Source organism: Exiguobacterium sp. s80, assembly GCF_018618725.1.
GTDB lineage: Bacteria > Bacillota > Bacilli > Exiguobacteriales > Exiguobacteriaceae > Exiguobacterium_A > Exiguobacterium_A oxidotolerans.
On sequence record NZ_JACSMP010000001.1, the window covers coordinates 98806 to 114204 of the forward strand.

Below are 15399 nucleotides of genomic sequence, written 5' to 3' on the forward strand. Positions count from 1 at the left end.
GCGGCATGAGACGAGGCGTGATGCTTCTCTTCTTGCCGCTTCTCTTGTCTTTCGGACTTTTTCCGCAGACGAGTGAAGCAGCAAATTGGGAAAAGGAACGAATGTATTTTATTATGGTCGACCGGTTTGAGAACGGGAAAACGAGTAATGATATCGATGTGAACAAGGACGATCCGAAAGCTTATCATGGTGGTGATTTGGCAGGGGTGACGAAACGCCTTGATTACATAAAAGATGAAGGATTCACGTCAATCTGGTTGACACCGGTCTTTAAGAATCGACCGAATGGCTATCATGGTTACTGGACGGAGGATTATTATAAAATCGATCCCCATTTCGGAACAAAAGAAGAATTTAAAACATTGGTCGACGAAGCACACGAGCGTGACATCAAAGTTGTTCTTGATTTAGTTGTCAATCATCTCGGACCAAATCATCCGCTTGTCGAAGAAAAGCCGGATTGGTTCCATGAAGAACAACCGATTATGAATTGGAACAATCAAGTCGAAGTCGAAAACAACTGGTTATTTGATTTGCCAGATTTCAATACTGAAAATCCAGAAGTCGTCGATTATTTGGTTGACGTCGCGAATTACTGGGTCGATGAGACAGGAATCGATGGGTATCGTCTCGATACGGTCCGTCATGTTCCGCCGGCATTTTGGAAGGAATTCATTCCGGCCGTCAAAGAAAAACATCCGGACTTATTTTTACTCGGAGAGGTATTCGATGGTGATCCGCGAAAGATTGCGACCTATTCAGAGCTTGGATTTGATTCCGTGACAAACTTTCCTTTCTATTACGGGATAAAAGATCAATTTGCCCGCAAAAATGGTTCAGCGGAAGAACTCGATTCAGTTTATAATCGAGATATCACATTTAATCCGAAAGCGATGTCGCTCGCGACATTCATTGATAATCATGATTTGAAACGATTCATTACAGAAGCGAAAATCGGTGGAACTTCAGATGAAGAACGCCAATTACGCCTCGCGTTATTCGCCCTATATGCTGCTCCAGGTATGCCGGTCGTCTATCAAGGAACGGAAGTCGCCATGCCGGGTGGTGAAGATCCGGGGAACCGAATGATGATGGAGTTTGATAAAAATGAAAAGATGCAGGAGTATGTAAAAACGTTGAATCAGATGCGTCAAGACTACCCAGCGTTCGCGACAGGGAAGCAACGCTTGTTAGGAAAGACGGATCATATGGCCGTATACGCTCGAGAATCAAAAAATCAGACGGCGATTTACGCAATCAATCTAGGAGAGAAGAAAACGACGATGCGGATTAAAGCTTCTGAAATCGGTGATGATCAACGTCTGCGAGGATTATTATTTTCCGATCTCGTCCGACAAGATGGAGATGCCTATGAAATTACATTGGATGGCAGTAGTGCGAATGGATATATCTTAGAAGATTCTCAAGTGAACTGGTGGTCACTTGTTGCGATTGGATCCATTGCCCCAATCCTTGCGTTGATTCTTCTCTTGGTCCATCGCAGACGCGTCAATCGTTCGAACGAAAAACAATAAAATACATTTGTAGGGAAATGATGAGGTGAAGGGGATGCAAGTCACAATTAAAGACGTCGCTAGGGAAGCGAACGTCGCACCATCGACGGTCTCACGTGTCATCGCGAATAGTCCGCGAATCAGTCAAAAAACAAAAGAACGTGTTCGACAAGCAATGGAAGATCTCGGTTATTATCCGAACGTCCATGCTCGGAGTTTAGCGAACCGGACGACGCAAGCAATTGGTCTCGTCATGCCGAGCGCAGCGACGAAAACACTTCAAAACCCATTCTTTTCAGAAGTCATCCGTGGAATCAGTACGAAAGCGCATCAAAACGGGTACTCGCTTTATATGACGACAGGCGTGTCGGAAGAAGAAGTATATGAGGGCGTCGTCTCGATGGTTCAGGGCCGTCGCGTCGACGGAGTTGTCGTTTTATATTCAAGAACCGATGATAAAGTCGTACAATTTCTTCAAGAATCGAAGTTTCCCTTCGTCGTCGTCGGGAAACCGTTCAGTGACTCATCGCAAGTCACGTATGTCGACACGGATAATTACCTTGCCGGTCGTGAAGTGACAAAGTATTTGCATCAGCTCGGACATGAATGTATTGCCTTCGTTGGCGGGTCACAAGACTTAGCGGTCACGCAAGAACGCGTCGGTGGGTATAAAACGGCTTTAATGGAAGAGGGTCTTCCGGTCGAAGATAACTATATCGTCAGTGCACCATTCATGACGACTGGTGGGGCTGACGCCGTTAAACGATTGATGTCACTCGATCATCCGCCGACTGCCGTCGTCGTCAGTGATGATATGATGGCGCTCGGCGTCATGAGTACGTTGAATGAGATGGGGATTAGTGTCCCGGACCAAATGGCGGTCGTCAGCTTCAATAACCTGTTCATCGCTGAGTTTTCGAGTCCGCCATTGACCTCGGTCGAAATCAACATCTTTGGTCTAGGATTTGAAGCGACGAATTGTTTGATTGAACAAATCAATGAAGATGCGACGCCTTATGGTAAACGTGTCATCGTCCCGCATTACCTCGTCGTTCGTCAGTCTTGCGGGGGTCCAAAAAACGAATGAAAACCAGTGACTTCATCTCGCCCGGAACGGGGCTCGAGATGAAGTTTTTTTTTGCTATGAACAAAAAACACTAAGAAACCAAAGTAGAAAGTAAGTTATTGGGAACGGTTTCACAAAAAGAAATTTATTTTCGTGCAAACGATTGCATTAAGCTATTTTATGTGTAAAATAAAGAATGTACAGAAACGTTGAAACGCTTACAAATGACGCTGAAAACGTTCGAAATCGGCAATGATAAAAGGAGCGACTAATGATGAAACGATTATTTAATGTGAATGAGTGGAAAATCATAGAACAGGGATTCCATCCCGAAGATAACCGTCTCGCCGAATCGATGACTTCGATTGGGAATGGACATATGGGGATGCGTGGAAATTTTGAAGAAGATTACTCAGGAGATACACACCAAGGAATGTATGTGGCAGGTGTCTATTATCCGGATAAAACACGTGTCGGCTGGTGGAAAAATGGCTATCCCGAGTACTTCGCAAAGGTATTGAACGCAGTCAATATCATGGGTGTCCGTGTTTCAATCAACGGTAAAAATGTCGATTTGAATGAGTGGGAAGTCGTCGATTTTAAGCGTGAACTTGATATGCAACATGGTGTTTTGACACGAACGATGTTACTTAAGAATGGCGTCGAAGAGACGAAGATTGAATCGACGCGATTCTTCTCAATCGTGACAAAAGAAATCGCAGCACTCCGTTATACGGTCACACCGATCAACTTTGAAGCGGAAATCATCATCGAGTCGTATCTTGATGCGGATGTCGAGAACGAGGACTCGAACTACGATGAAAAATTCTGGCTCCCGGTCGAACATGGGACGGAAGAGCGTTTCGGATATGTCACGTCAAAAACAAAAAAACTCGATTGGCACGTAACGGCGGCGATGATTACAGATGTTGAAGGCGCAATTTGTGAAGTCGTTGAAGGCACGTCACAATACGTGGCGAACCGCTTTACGAAACAAGTCGAATCAGGTGAAGCAGCGACGGTTGAGAAAGTAGTCGCGCTCGTGACAAACCGTGATTATGAAGTCGAACATTTACTTGAGCAGGCGATGAAGCGTGTCAACGAAGCGTTCGAACTAGGATTCGATACCGTCCTCGCACAGCATGAGGCCGCTTGGTTGAATCACTGGGAAGAAGCAGACGTTAAAATCGAAGGTGACGTCGAAGCGCAACAAGGGATTCGCTTCAACATCTTCCACATGTTCCAAACCTACACAGGAGAAGACTCCCGGTTGAACATCGGACCAAAAGGATTCACCGGCGAAAAATACGGTGGCGCGACCTACTGGGATACGGAAGCGTATTGTCTCAACTTCTACCTTGCGACATCAAAACCTGACGTCGCCTGGAACTTGTTGAAATACCGTCATAATCAATTACCGCAAGCAAAAGAGAATGCGGACAAGAACGTCGGTATGAAAGGTGCACTCTATCCGATGGTCACGATGAACGGAGAAGAGTGTCACAACGAGTGGGAAATCACCCATGAAGAAATTCACCGGAACGGCGCGATTGCGCATGCGATTTATAACTATACGAACTACACAGGGGATACGTCATACCTCGGACAATACGGGTTTGAAGTCCTTGTCGAAATTGCGCGGTACTGGGCGAGCCGTGTCAACTATGTCCCGCAAAAAGACGTCTACATGATCCTCGGTGTGACAGGACCGAATGAATATGAAAATAACGTCAACAATAACTGGTATACGAACTTGATGGCAGCATGGTGCCTTGAATACGCGCAAACCGTCCATCGTCATTTAGCGGACAACGAGCCGGACCGTCTCGCCGAGTTGATGCATCAATTAACATTGACGGATGAAGAGCTTGCGCAGTGGGCCGACATCGATCAAAAAATGTATTATCCAAAAGATGAGACGGAGCCGGCAGTTTTCATGCAACAAGACGGCTTCATGGATAAAGAACAAATCATGGTTGCTGATCTTGATCCGAAACACTTGCCACTCAATCAAAACTGGTCGTGGGATCGTGTCCTCCGGTCTGTATTCATTAAACAAGCAGACGTCTTGCAAGGCCTTTATTTCTTGACGGATCGTTTCTCGATTGAGCAAAAGAAAGCGAACTTCGACTTCTATGAACCACGTACGGTGCATGAATCGTCGCTCTCACCTTGTATCTATTCCATCATTGCCGCTGAAGTCGGATATGAAGAAAAGGCGGTTGAATTGTATCAACGTTCTGCACGCCTCGATCTGGATAACTACAACAATGATACGGAAGATGGTCTTCACATCACGTCAATGGTCGGATCATGGATGTCGATCGTGCATGGTTTTGCCGGACTCCGTGTTCAAGAAGGAGTATTATCCTTCAATCCGATGTTACCGCAAGGCTGGACGAGTTATTCGTTCCGGATGCAGTGGCGCGGTCATCATATCCATATTCACGTCAAACAAAATGAAATCTCGATTGAGCAATCTGTAGGTGAAGCATTCTCGTTGAAACTCCATAATCAAGTCGTTGACGTACCAGCTGAAGGTAGCGTCACGGTTCCTTCTTCAATGACGGTCTAAAAATTAGAACGAATCAGGTGTATATGATTGACACAAAACCGGACGATTTTCGAAATTCTTGATGAATCTCGAAAATCGTCCGGTTTTTCGAGTTGTTTTCGTTCAGTCATCGCGCGGACACATGAGAGCGCTACCAAAAAAAGAAATCAATTTCTTTCTCATTCTTGACTATCCGCTGTCATTTGTTATGTGCTAAAGTGTTCCAAGATAGTTCAAGCAGGAGAGGAGAACGAGGTGTGACAGCAGTTGTGAAGGAAAATATTTTAAAGGTAATGGTCGCTTCGATTGGTGGGTTCGTCATTGCGGTCGCAATGAACTGGTTCTTGATTCCAAGTGGCGTTTATTCGACAGGGTTTACGGGGCTTGCCCAAATCCTGACTCAGGTTTTACAGGACACGGCATTTGCGTTCGGTGAGAACGTTTGGTTTTTAGCCCTTAATATTCCATTGATTATATTGGCGTGGATTATGCTCGGTCGTAGCTTTACAATCATTACGCTGATTTCTGTTTTAGCGACAACGATCTTTATCGGTTTGATTCCACAATATGCTGTCATTCCGGGTGACCAAACATTAAACGCAGTGTTTGGTGGTGTCTTGCTTGCGATTGGAACGGGGATTACGATTAAATTTGGTGCGTCGACCGGTGGCTTCGATATCGTCGCCTTGATTTTTGCCCGGTTCTCGGACCGGAGTGTCGGTCTTTATTTATTCGTTTTGAATTTTTTGATTGCAATCCTTGCCGGCGCATTGTTCGGTTGGTCGACAGCTCTCTATACGATTGTCTTTATCTACGTGACGTCGAAAGTGGTCGATGAGATTCATACGAGCAATCAGCGCCTGACAATCTTCATCATCACGAACCATGCCGACGATATCACGATGGCACTGCACCAACATATCATTCGTGGAATCACACAGATGCCGTCGATCGGAACGTATTCACGGGCCGAGAAATCGACGCTGATGATGGTCATCGAACGACATGAACTGCGGGATATCGAACGGATTTGCCGTGACGCGGATGAAACCGTCTTTATCAATGTCGTACCAACCGATTCAGTCGTTGGTTACTTCCGAAAAGGATAGAACAAAAAACGCATCCTCTTGAGTAACGACATTTGTCGGTCAAGGAGATGCGTTTTTTTATCATCAAGCGAGTCCGAGGACATGCTTCAAGTAATAGGCGATGCCATCGTCTTCATTTCGTTTTGTCGTCCCGTTCGCAAGTAATTTGAGTGGTCCGATCGCATTGCCCATCGCGACACCGTGTCCCGCATACTCAATCATTTCTAAATCGTTTTCTTCGTCACCAAAGGCAACGATTTGTTTCTGTTCAATTCCGAGATGTCGTGCGATTTGCTCAAGACCAATCGCTTTGCTCGTTCCTTTACGCATGACTTCGACCATATACTCGGGCTTGATCCACTGACGGTTCAAGACGGTCTCGGCATGAACATGCGACAGCTCTGACCGGATTTCGTTAACGTGCTCACCCTTGGCATGAATCAACAGCGAGGTCGGTTCATGTTGGAGCAGCCTCCGCAAATCACCGGTCGTCACGGACAGGGCATGATCGGTATAAAATTCGTAAATCCCGACCGGATCACGTTGGAAATAGACATGATCGGTCACTTCACAGACGATGTTTTGTGTTTTCGTATCAGCAACGGACTCGAGAATATGTTGCACGGTTTTTAACGGAATCGGATGATGACTGACTTGAAAGTGGGGATCATTCGGATGATGAACGAAACCTCCGTTGAAATTAACGATTGGTGTCGTCAAACCAAGTTCTTCATAGTAGCGTTTCGCGTGGCGAAACGGACGACCTGTCGCGATGACGACTTCATGACCATTTTCACGCGCTTTGTGCAGTGCGGCAATATTTGCAGGACTGATTGTCTTGTCGTCTTTTAAGAGTGTACCGTCGAGGTCGACGGCAATAAGATGACGTTTCATACATTCACCAACTTCGCTTTAGATTCTTTCCTCATTACTTTAGCATATGGACCGGTAGAAAACAGGGAAGTGACTGTTTTGAGCAAAAAGGAAAACGCTTAAAAAAATCCGATTAAAGCTGTCGGATGATTTAAAAAATGATATACTACGAGACGTAGGACTAATAAAAGTAAGCTATGGAAATGGAGGGGAAAGAATGCGTTTTCTCGTTACATTCTTTTGGTCGTTCTTACTCGTGAACACAGCTGTGTTCATCGTATCAGCGGTCGATGCAGTTACGTATAACTTTGGATTTGCGACAGCGATGTCAGTCGTGACGTCACTTGTTGTCTTCGCACTTGATGCAGTCAACGAAGATCTTGGTCTTGGTCAAGGGACAAAGGCAGAATAACTTGAAAGCGAGGTATCGTCACGGGGCGATATGCTCGCTTTTTATCGTTTATAGTGAGGGGGAAGAGGCTTGATTTTAATTAAACAAGCACTTGTTAACGAGATCCCGACGGATGTACTTGTCGGAGGTGGAACGATTCTAGGAATCGGGACATATAATATCGATCAGGATTTGCTTGAACAAACGATTGACGGTACGGGGAAGCGACTCGTTCCAGGATTGATCGATGGTCATGTTCATCCGATTGGCGGAGGTGGGGAAGGCGGATTTGCTTCTCGGACGGCTCCGTTAGTCGCTAGTGATTTCTTGACGGGTGGTGTGACGACGGTCGTCGGATTACTTGGCACGGATGGTTGGACCCGGACCGGGATTGATTTACTGGCACACGTCCGCGGGTTTGCACGACACGGAATTCGACCTTTTCTGTTAACGGGCAGCTACGCTGTCCCGCCCGTTTCGATTACGGATACGATTGGTCGTGATATCGTCCTTATCAATGAAGTCATCGGACTCGGCGAGATTGCGATCAATGATCATCGTTCGACTCAACCGACTGTTCAGGAGCTGACGCGACTCACAGCTGAGGCGCGCATCGCCGGGATGGTCAAAGGGGTCAATGGAACGATGAACGTCCATATTGGAGACGGGAAACAAGCGTTACATCTCCTCGAAGAAGTCGTCCGGACGTCGGATGTACCGATCGAACAATTTTTACCGACACATATCAATCGAAGTGAACGGATTTTTGGAGCCGGTCTTGCTTGGGCGAAACAAGGGGGACGGATTGATTTTACGACCTGTACGACAAAAGCCTTCATCGAAGAAGGCGAGGTGCCGGCTGGACTTGCGCTGAAACGGGCACTTGAAGCAGGGATTCCCTTACGGCAGATCACGATGTCGAGTGACGCCGGTGCGAGTCTGCCGGCGTTCGATGCGGCAGGTAAACTTCTACGAATGGAATCAGGAAAGCCAACCTCGATGTTGCAAGCGGTCGAGGAAGCGGTTCGTCATGGGGTAGCGTTTACGGACGCCATTCAGACGGTCACACGAAACGTTGCCGAAGCTTACGGGATTTCTGGAGGGACAATCAAACCGGGTGAACGTGCCGACCTGTTACTGATTAGTGACGCTTTTGAAATCGATACGATTCTAGCAGGTGGTCATGCTATAATGATTCAGAAAAAATGGCTTATGCCAAAATGATGGAGGGATCGATTTGTCGAAAAAGTCTACGCGCGTGAAGCCGTCGAAAAAGTCGCAATCAAAAGCGAATTGGATAACGGCCGGCGTCATCGTATTGATCGTCATACTGGGAGCAACATTGCTGCTCTTCATGGATAATGAAGATTCAGCAACGAAAGATGGAAATCTAACAGCGAGTCAAGTCGCTGAAAAATTAAAGTCAGGTGACGAATTCTATACGTACTTCTATCAGACAGGGTGCGTCCACTGTGAAAAAGTAAAACCGTACTTAGTACCGCTCGGCGAGCAACAGGATATTCCGTTTGAACAGATTGATCTTGCTGTCGAACAGTCGGCGTGGGATACATTCGGTATCGAAGGAACACCAACCGTCGTTTACTTCAAAGATGGTAAGGAAGTAAGCCGTGTCGCAGGCGAACAGACAGAAGATAGCTACAAGGAATTTTTCGCAGGTAAGGATATTGAGGATTCAAAAGAAGAATCATCGGGTGATTTAAATGATTAAAAAATGGTTTTTTAAAAATCTATTCGAATTAAATGGACGCCCGTTCGTCGCACGTCAATTGCGGCGCTTTGCGATGAGCGAATTGAGCCGGCCTTTCATCAAACCGTTTATTAAGCTGTATGATTTACAAATGGACGAAGCGAGTCAGCCGGTCGACGCGTACCCGACTCTACATGAGTTGTTCGTCCGTCACTTAAAAGAAAAAGTCCGACCGATTACGCAAGCTGAGCACGCATTCGTCAGTCCGTGCGACGGTGTTTTATCTGTCGTCGACGACTTGACGGAAGAGAGTCGCTTCACGGTCAAAGGACAAACGTATTCAGTCGCGGAATTGATTGGTTCACACCATGAAGCGGCAACGTACGTTGGTGGCCGTGTCCTGATTTTTTATCTCAGCCCACAAAATTATCATCGCGTTCATGTTCCAATCGATGGGACAGTTCGGACGAGTTATACGCTCGGGCGGGATTCTGCACCGGTCAATGATCTTGGATTGGCTTACGGAACGCGACCGCTGACACGAAACTATCGACGGGTGACGCGAATCGTCCAAGGTGCACATGCGCTTGAACACGTCATGGTCGGAGCGTTGAACGTCAACACGATCGTCCAGACGAATCATGCACGTGACATTCGTCGTGGCGACGAGTTCGGGTATTTTTCATTCGGTTCGACGGTCGTTTTAATTGCTCCAAAAGGTGCGCTTGATTTAGAAGATGATGTAACTGGTCCTGTCTTGATGGGACAAGCACTTGGTATTTGGAATTCATGAAAGCAAAAGCGCCCTTCAAGTGAAAGGGCGTTTTCTTTTGTGCATCGCTCTACGCCATTGATTGTGCTATAATCGAACGATAAGAACATAACTGTTTCTTAAACTTAACTATAGAGCTAGACCATTATCTGGAGGTTTTATTCTTGTTCAAACGACTTTATCCGAAACATTTCGTCGCATCCATTTATGATATCGATTTAGAGATGTTAAAACGAAACGGTGTCAAAGCAATTTTGACGGATCTTGATAACACGCTTGTTGCATGGGATATTGCCGATGCTCCAGACGAATTGGTATCATGGCTGGATATGGTGAATAATCAATACGGATTTGACGTCATCATCGTCTCGAATAATAACGGCGATCGTGTCAAAAAGTTCGCGGATCCACTCGGACTTCACTATATTGCACCTGCCCGAAAACCATTACCAATCGGTTTCAAACGAGCATTAACGGAATTCGGTTACCATGCAAAAGAAGTTGTATTTCTTGGGGATCAGCTGTTTACTGATGTGCTAGGAGCAAATTCCGTAGGCATCGAAGTCATTCACGTCCAACCCGTCGTTAAAACAGACGGTGTCGTCACTAAATTCAATCGCTTGATGGAACGTCTCGTCTTCCGTCGCATGAAACGTAAAGGCATCTATAAATTGACGCAACGTGTCAAAGAAGAGTCTGAAACGGAAAAGCGGCAGATCGAGTCACTGCGTCAAGATAAGCAACAATGACCCTGTCATACCGGTAGATGAAAGGATAGGCAGTAGTCGCAACATGTACGGCAATAGGTCGGAAGTTACGCTCTTGGAGTAGCGTGCAGGGTGCTACGTTGAATAGAGAAGGGAAAGTTCCCGATGCGGCTCAACACACATATGAACGAAGAAATTCATTGCGCCGGCTGTGGTGTCGAGATTCAAACAGAGGATCCGAAAGCACCAGGTTATGCGCCTAAATCTGCACTTGACCGTGAAATGGTCATTTGCCAACGTTGTTTTAAACTGAAACACTACAACCAAATTCAAGACGTTGCATTGACGGACGATGATTTTGTCAAAATTTTAGACGGAATCGGTCAAAAAGATGCACTCGTCGTTAAAATCGTTGATATTTTTGATTTCAACGGAAGTTGGTTACCAGGATTACACCGCTTCGTCGGAAAAAATGATGTCCTGCTTGTCGGGAATAAGGCAGATTTGTTGCCGAAATCACTTAATCCGAATCGTTTGATGAACTGGATGCGCCAAACATCGAAGGAACTGGGCTTACGTCCGGTAGATGTTCACTTGATTAGTGCGAAAAAAGGGCATGGCGTCGATGAATTAGCCGAGAAGATTGACTACTATCGTAAAGGGCGCGACGTTTACGTCGTCGGCTGTACGAACGTCGGGAAATCAACGCTCATCAACCAAGTCATTAAACGTTTTGGTGAAGAAGAAGAGGCCGTCATCACCGTCAGTCACTTCCCAGGAACGACACTCGATTTGATCGACATTCCGCTAGATGACAACTGTAACCTGTACGACACGCCAGGAATCATCAATCATCATCAGATGGCGCACTATGTCGATGCGCGCGACTTGAAATTGATTACGCCGAAAAAAGAAATCAAACCACAAGTCTTCCAAATCCACCCGCAACAAACGTTATTCTTTGGTGGTTTAGCACGCCTTGACTACATGGAAGGGAACAAACGTTCATTCGTCATCTATATGTCAAATGAACTCAAGGTTCACCGGACGAAGTTAGATAAGGCGGACGATCTTTATGCAAATCATAATGGAGAGTTATTATCGCCTCCGAATGAAAAAACGCTTGAGATGTTACCACCGCTCGTCCGTCATGAGTTCAGCTTACGTGACAACATGAAAACAGATATCGTCTTCAGTGGACTCGGTTGGGTTGCAGTTCACGGAAAAGGTGGACGAGTAGCTGCCTACGCGCCTAAAGGTGTTGCTGTTTCCTTACGTGAGGCGCTCGTCTGATGCGTTTCGCTGTCATCGGTCATCCGATTGCCCATTCACTTTCACCCGTGCTGCACGAGGCATGGCTGGAAGCGGCTGGGCTTTTCGGCTGTTATAGTATGATAGATGTCGAAGCAGACGATTTAGAGCAGGTCGTCCGGCAATTACGGATGCGCGAGCTCGACGGGATTAACGTCACGATTCCCTATAAGACGGCAATCATCCCGTTTCTTGATCGACTCGAGCCTTCTGCTGAAAAAGCAGGGGCGGTCAATACGGTCTATTTTGACGGGACGGAACTGGTCGGTGCGAATACGGACGGGACGGGATTCGTTCGTGCCTTGTCCGCAAGACAATCGTCAGAAAACATTCTTGTGATTGGCGCGGGCGGGGCGGCGCGAGGAATCGTCGCAGCGCTCGACGGGACTGTCACACTCATGAACCGGACGAATCAACGCGCGCGCGCGCTTGCCGCTGAATTTCAGGCGCAGGCAATCGACTGGTCGGAGTCACCAGATTTAACGCCGTATGACACAATCATCAATACGACATCGGTCGGTATGATGCCACGCATCGAAGCAACACCAATCGTATTGACCGAGACGACGGCACTGATTTGTGATATTATTTATCGACCGACTCCGACGCAACTACTACGTGATGCCTCGGCTCGAGGACTCGCGACACTAGACGGCGTCCCGATGTTCGTTTTACAAGCGGCTGAAGCATTTGAACGCTTCACCGGTCATGCACCTGATCTTACGCTTGGTGAGCAGGTGATTCGAAAGCAATTGGAGGAATATTGATATGTTAACAGGTAAACAAAAACGATTTTTACGTGCGACAGCACATGATTTAAGCCCGATTTTCCAAGTGGGGAAAAATGGCGTTGGAGAAGCGATGTGTGCGGATTTGATTGATGCACTCGAAAAACGTGAATTATTGAAAGTCCAAGTTTTGCAGAACTGTGCCGACACACCAAAAGACGTAGCGGCTGAACTCGTCGACGGAACAAATGCTGAACTCGTTCAAGTCATCGGTAAAGTTGTTGTTCTCTACAAAGAATCGAAAGAGAATAAAACGTTACAATTACCACGATGAAGATTGGTTTGATGGGCGGAACGTTTGACCCGCCCCACATCGGTCATTTATTGATAGCGGAACAAGCAAAGGAACAACTGCATCTTGATGCGGTTTGGTTTTTACCTGCGAACGTCCCTCCGCATAAAGCGGCGAACGTGACGAGTGCTGCGCAACGGTTGAAGCTCGTTGAAGCCGCTGTCCAGGCAAACGATGCGTTTTCCGTCTCGACGATTGAGTTCGAGCGTCAGGAAAAATCGTATACGCTTGAGACGGTTCTCGAATTGAAAAAACGGTATCCGACAGACGAGTTCGTGTTTCTACTCGGGGCAGACTCGCTTGCGAGCCTTGATACATGGTATCAAGCAGACCGCCTGTTTGAGGCAGTTCAATTCGGAGCGGTCGCACGTCCAGGCAGTCGTTATTTGATTCCGGCAGGTGCGCAGGTGACAGCAGTCGACTTACCGTCGCTTGAAGTGTCTTCGACGGACATTCGAAAACGTGTCGCCCGCGGTAAAAGTATCCGTTACCTTGTTCCTGAAGCTGTCCGACAACTAATCGAGGAGTGGGAATTGTATGTTACTTGAAGAAGCAGACGATATCATTAAACGAACACTCCCGCATAAGCGTTATGTGCATACGCTTGGAGTTGTTGAAACAGCTCGTCAACTCGCGCGGCGAAACGGTGTCGACGAGGAGACGGCAGCGTTCGCTGCGATGCTGCACGATTATGCGAAGTATCGGGACACCGAAGAAATGCGGACGCTCGCTCGCGAACTCGGACAGCTCGAGTTGCTCGATTATGACGATGAGCTCTTGCACGCGCCAATCGGCGCAGAACTCGTCAAACGTGAACTCGGTATCGAGGATACGGTGATTTACCAAGCAATCGCGAATCATACGACCGGTGCTCCGGATATGCCGTTGCTCGATCAAGTGATTTTCGTCGCCGATGCGATTGAGCCGAATCGTACGTATCCAGGCGTTGAAACATTACGTAAAATTGCAGACGCCGATTTAACGGACGCCGTCATCGCGACGCTTGCGCATACCATCCAATTTTTATGTAACAAACAAACAGTGATTTTTCCGTTGACGATTGAAACGTATAATGCGTTCGTCACGGCTAAACGAAAGGGGACCGTCCTATGACAGTCGAACAAGAATTAAAATTAATCGTAAATGCAATTGATGATAAACGGGCAGAAGATATCATCGTTTTAGATATGAAAAACATCTCTCCAATCGCAGATTATTTCGTGATTTGTGAAGGTGGATCAGAAAAGCAAGTTCAAGCGATCGCACGTGAAGTGAAAGAAGTTGCGCATAAAAATGAACTTCCGATCAAACGTCTCGAAGGACTTGACGCAGCGCGTTGGGTACTCGCCGATCTTGAAAATGTTGTTGTGCATGTCTTCCACCGTGATGACCGTGACTACTACAACCTTGAAAAACTCTGGTCAGACGCACCTAAAGTAGAAGTCGAGATCGACTGATGGCGTACGAACAGTTTGCATACGTCTATGACGAGTTGATGCAAGATGTTCCCTACGACGAATGGGTCGCCTGGGTATCGCAATACGTCGAAGCAAACAGTACGATTGCTGACGTCGGTTGTGGGACAGGAACGGCGACGTTGTTACTCGCTGAGCATTACCGCGTGACAGGTATCGATCTATCGGAAGAGATGCTTGAAATTGCACAAGAAAAAGCGATGGAACAACAGCAAAAAATCGATTTTTGGTGTCAAGACATGCGCGAAATCGAATTGCCTGCTCCAGTCGATGCGCTGACGATTTTGTGTGACTCGCTCAACTACCTGAAGACAGAAGCGGATGTGCAACAGACGTTCGAACATGCGGCACGGACGTTAAAAGAAGGCGGGAAGTTGTTGTTTGATGTGCATTCCCCGCATAAGATGGAAACACTCTTTAACGGGAAAACATATGCGACACACGCCGAACAAAGTTCTTATATTTGGTTTGCCGATCCCGGAGAAGCACCACTGTCCGTCGTCCACGAATTGACGTTCTTCATCGAAGACGAAGATGGACGTTACGACCGTGTTGACGAGACACATCATCAACGGACGTATCCGCCGGAACAATACGTGACGTGGCTTCGTGAAGCAGGATTCCGGACGCTCGCCGTAACAGGTGATTTCACGAGTGATGCACCAACACCGACGGCCGAACGAATTTTCTTTGTAGCTGAAAAAATATAATGGATGGACCGTTGCAAAAGGAAACTTTCGCAGCGGTTTTTTGTGCTGTATGTTAAAGAAAAATACACGATTTACATGAAAAAGATTTCTTGAGGAATTGATTTGTCAGTTAACACCACGAGAAAAACGAATTACTCAAAGCTACGTGAC

17 protein-coding genes are annotated in these 15399 nt (G+C 46.8%); 16 read left to right on the forward strand and 1 reads right to left on the reverse strand.

Going from position 1 to position 15399, the window contains the following annotated elements; genetic code table 11:
- Positions 1 to 5 precede the first annotated feature (5 nt).
- The 4 genes from KNP94_RS00535 (at position 6) to KNP94_RS00550 (ending at position 6243) form a co-directional block, all read left to right on the forward strand.
- Entirely contained in the window at positions 6 to 1535 is a 1530-nt protein-coding gene (locus tag KNP94_RS00535; RefSeq protein WP_215115084.1) for an alpha-amylase family glycosyl hydrolase, read from the forward strand.
- Positions 1536 to 1569: 34 nt separating this feature from the next.
- Positions 1570 to 2601, forward strand: coding sequence for a LacI family DNA-binding transcriptional regulator (locus KNP94_RS00540; protein ID WP_088836505.1), 1032 nt, complete (start codon positions 1570 to 1572; stop codon positions 2599 to 2601).
- 253 nt (positions 2602 to 2854) lie between these two features.
- Positions 2855 to 5155 carry a glycoside hydrolase family 65 protein gene (locus KNP94_RS00545; RefSeq protein ID WP_214765479.1) on the forward strand — a complete coding sequence of 767 codons (2301 nt, stop codon included), beginning with the start codon at positions 2855 to 2857 and terminating at the stop codon, positions 5153 to 5155.
- Positions 5156 to 5391: 236 nt separating this feature from the next.
- Positions 5392 to 6243, forward strand: coding sequence for a YitT family protein (locus KNP94_RS00550; RefSeq protein WP_029332877.1), 852 nt, complete (start codon positions 5392 to 5394; stop codon positions 6241 to 6243).
- A gap of 63 nt (positions 6244 to 6306) precedes the next feature.
- On the opposite strand, the gene KNP94_RS00555 is transcribed toward KNP94_RS00550, so the two are convergent.
- A complete protein-coding gene (locus tag KNP94_RS00555) occupies positions 6307 to 7116 on the reverse strand; it encodes a Cof-type HAD-IIB family hydrolase (RefSeq protein WP_088836507.1) in 810 nt (269 codons plus the stop codon).
- A 196-nt stretch (positions 7117 to 7312) separates the two neighbouring features.
- Between KNP94_RS00555 and KNP94_RS00560 the strand changes: the two genes are divergently transcribed.
- The 12 genes from KNP94_RS00560 (at position 7313) to KNP94_RS00615 (ending at position 15249) form a co-directional block, all read left to right on the forward strand.
- Complete coding sequence (locus KNP94_RS00560) at positions 7313 to 7507, forward strand: YjzD family protein (RefSeq protein WP_012369663.1); 195 nt, start codon at positions 7313 to 7315, stop codon at positions 7505 to 7507.
- A gap of 69 nt (positions 7508 to 7576) precedes the next feature.
- Positions 7577 to 8710: a beta-aspartyl-peptidase gene (gene iadA / locus KNP94_RS00565; protein ID WP_214765476.1), complete on the forward strand. Its 1134-nt coding sequence runs from the start codon at positions 7577 to 7579 to the stop codon at positions 8708 to 8710.
- A gap of 13 nt (positions 8711 to 8723) precedes the next feature.
- Positions 8724 to 9215 (forward strand): thioredoxin family protein, encoded by a 492-nt coding sequence (locus tag KNP94_RS00570; protein ID WP_214765474.1) that lies wholly within the window; start codon positions 8724 to 8726, stop codon positions 9213 to 9215.
- Complete coding sequence (locus KNP94_RS00575) at positions 9208 to 9987, forward strand: phosphatidylserine decarboxylase (protein WP_214765471.1); 780 nt, start codon at positions 9208 to 9210, stop codon at positions 9985 to 9987. Before KNP94_RS00570 ends, KNP94_RS00575 begins: the two co-directional genes overlap by 8 nt.
- A gap of 143 nt (positions 9988 to 10130) precedes the next feature.
- Positions 10131 to 10715: a YqeG family HAD IIIA-type phosphatase gene (locus tag KNP94_RS00580; RefSeq protein ID WP_088836511.1), complete on the forward strand. Its 585-nt coding sequence runs from the start codon at positions 10131 to 10133 to the stop codon at positions 10713 to 10715.
- A gap of 141 nt (positions 10716 to 10856) precedes the next feature.
- Positions 10857 to 11966: a ribosome biogenesis GTPase YqeH gene (yqeH, locus tag KNP94_RS00585; protein WP_029332883.1), complete on the forward strand. Its 1110-nt coding sequence runs from the start codon at positions 10857 to 10859 to the stop codon at positions 11964 to 11966.
- On the forward strand, positions 11966 to 12751 hold the full coding sequence (gene aroE, locus KNP94_RS00590) for a shikimate dehydrogenase (protein WP_214765469.1): 786 nt from the start codon (positions 11966 to 11968) through the stop codon (positions 12749 to 12751). The genes yqeH and aroE overlap by 1 nt, the downstream gene beginning before the upstream one ends.
- A 1-nt stretch (position 12752) precedes the next feature.
- Positions 12753 to 13046 (forward strand): ribosome assembly RNA-binding protein YhbY, encoded by a 294-nt coding sequence (gene yhbY, locus KNP94_RS00595; RefSeq protein ID WP_088836513.1) that lies wholly within the window; start codon positions 12753 to 12755, stop codon positions 13044 to 13046.
- A complete protein-coding gene (locus tag KNP94_RS00600) occupies positions 13043 to 13612 on the forward strand; it encodes a nicotinate-nucleotide adenylyltransferase (RefSeq protein WP_088836514.1) in 570 nt (189 codons plus the stop codon). Before yhbY ends, KNP94_RS00600 begins: the two co-directional genes overlap by 4 nt.
- Entirely contained in the window at positions 13602 to 14177 is a 576-nt protein-coding gene (gene yqeK / locus KNP94_RS00605; protein ID WP_214765466.1) for a bis(5'-nucleosyl)-tetraphosphatase (symmetrical) YqeK, read from the forward strand. The genes KNP94_RS00600 and yqeK overlap by 11 nt, the downstream gene beginning before the upstream one ends.
- Entirely contained in the window at positions 14174 to 14521 is a 348-nt protein-coding gene (gene rsfS, locus KNP94_RS00610; RefSeq protein ID WP_029332888.1) for a ribosome silencing factor, read from the forward strand. Before yqeK ends, rsfS begins: the two co-directional genes overlap by 4 nt.
- Positions 14521 to 15249, forward strand: coding sequence for a class I SAM-dependent DNA methyltransferase (locus KNP94_RS00615; protein WP_214765464.1), 729 nt, complete (start codon positions 14521 to 14523; stop codon positions 15247 to 15249). The genes rsfS and KNP94_RS00615 overlap by 1 nt, the downstream gene beginning before the upstream one ends.
- Positions 15250 to 15399 lie beyond the last annotated feature (150 nt).

What these genes read in the sequence shown, in the direction of transcription:
- KNP94_RS00535 (WP_215115084.1), top strand. Translation starts at nt 6, where the DNA reads ATGAGACGAGGCGTGATGCTTCTCTTCTTGCCGCTTCTCTTGTCTTTC.
- KNP94_RS00540 (WP_088836505.1), top strand. Translation starts at nt 1,570, where the DNA reads ATGCAAGTCACAATTAAAGACGTCGCTAGGGAAGCGAACGTCGCACCA.
- KNP94_RS00545 (WP_214765479.1), top strand. Translation starts at nt 2,855, where the DNA reads ATGAAACGATTATTTAATGTGAATGAGTGGAAAATCATAGAACAGGGA.
- KNP94_RS00555 (WP_088836507.1), bottom strand. Translation starts at nt 7,116, where the DNA reads ATGAAACGTCATCTTATTGCCGTCGACCTCGACGGTACACTCTTAAAA.
- KNP94_RS00560 (WP_012369663.1), top strand. Translation starts at nt 7,313, where the DNA reads ATGCGTTTTCTCGTTACATTCTTTTGGTCGTTCTTACTCGTGAACACA.
- KNP94_RS00575 (WP_214765471.1), top strand. Translation starts at nt 9,208, where the DNA reads ATGATTAAAAAATGGTTTTTTAAAAATCTATTCGAATTAAATGGACGC.
- yqeH (WP_029332883.1), top strand. Translation starts at nt 10,857, where the DNA reads ATGAACGAAGAAATTCATTGCGCCGGCTGTGGTGTCGAGATTCAAACA.
- aroE (WP_214765469.1), top strand. Translation starts at nt 11,966, where the DNA reads ATGCGTTTCGCTGTCATCGGTCATCCGATTGCCCATTCACTTTCACCC.
- yhbY (WP_088836513.1), top strand. Translation starts at nt 12,753, where the DNA reads ATGTTAACAGGTAAACAAAAACGATTTTTACGTGCGACAGCACATGAT.
- KNP94_RS00600 (WP_088836514.1), top strand. Translation starts at nt 13,043, where the DNA reads ATGAAGATTGGTTTGATGGGCGGAACGTTTGACCCGCCCCACATCGGT.
- yqeK (WP_214765466.1), top strand. Translation starts at nt 13,602, where the DNA reads ATGTTACTTGAAGAAGCAGACGATATCATTAAACGAACACTCCCGCAT.
- rsfS (WP_029332888.1), top strand. Translation starts at nt 14,174, where the DNA reads ATGACAGTCGAACAAGAATTAAAATTAATCGTAAATGCAATTGATGAT.
- KNP94_RS00615 (WP_214765464.1), top strand. Translation starts at nt 14,521, where the DNA reads ATGGCGTACGAACAGTTTGCATACGTCTATGACGAGTTGATGCAAGAT.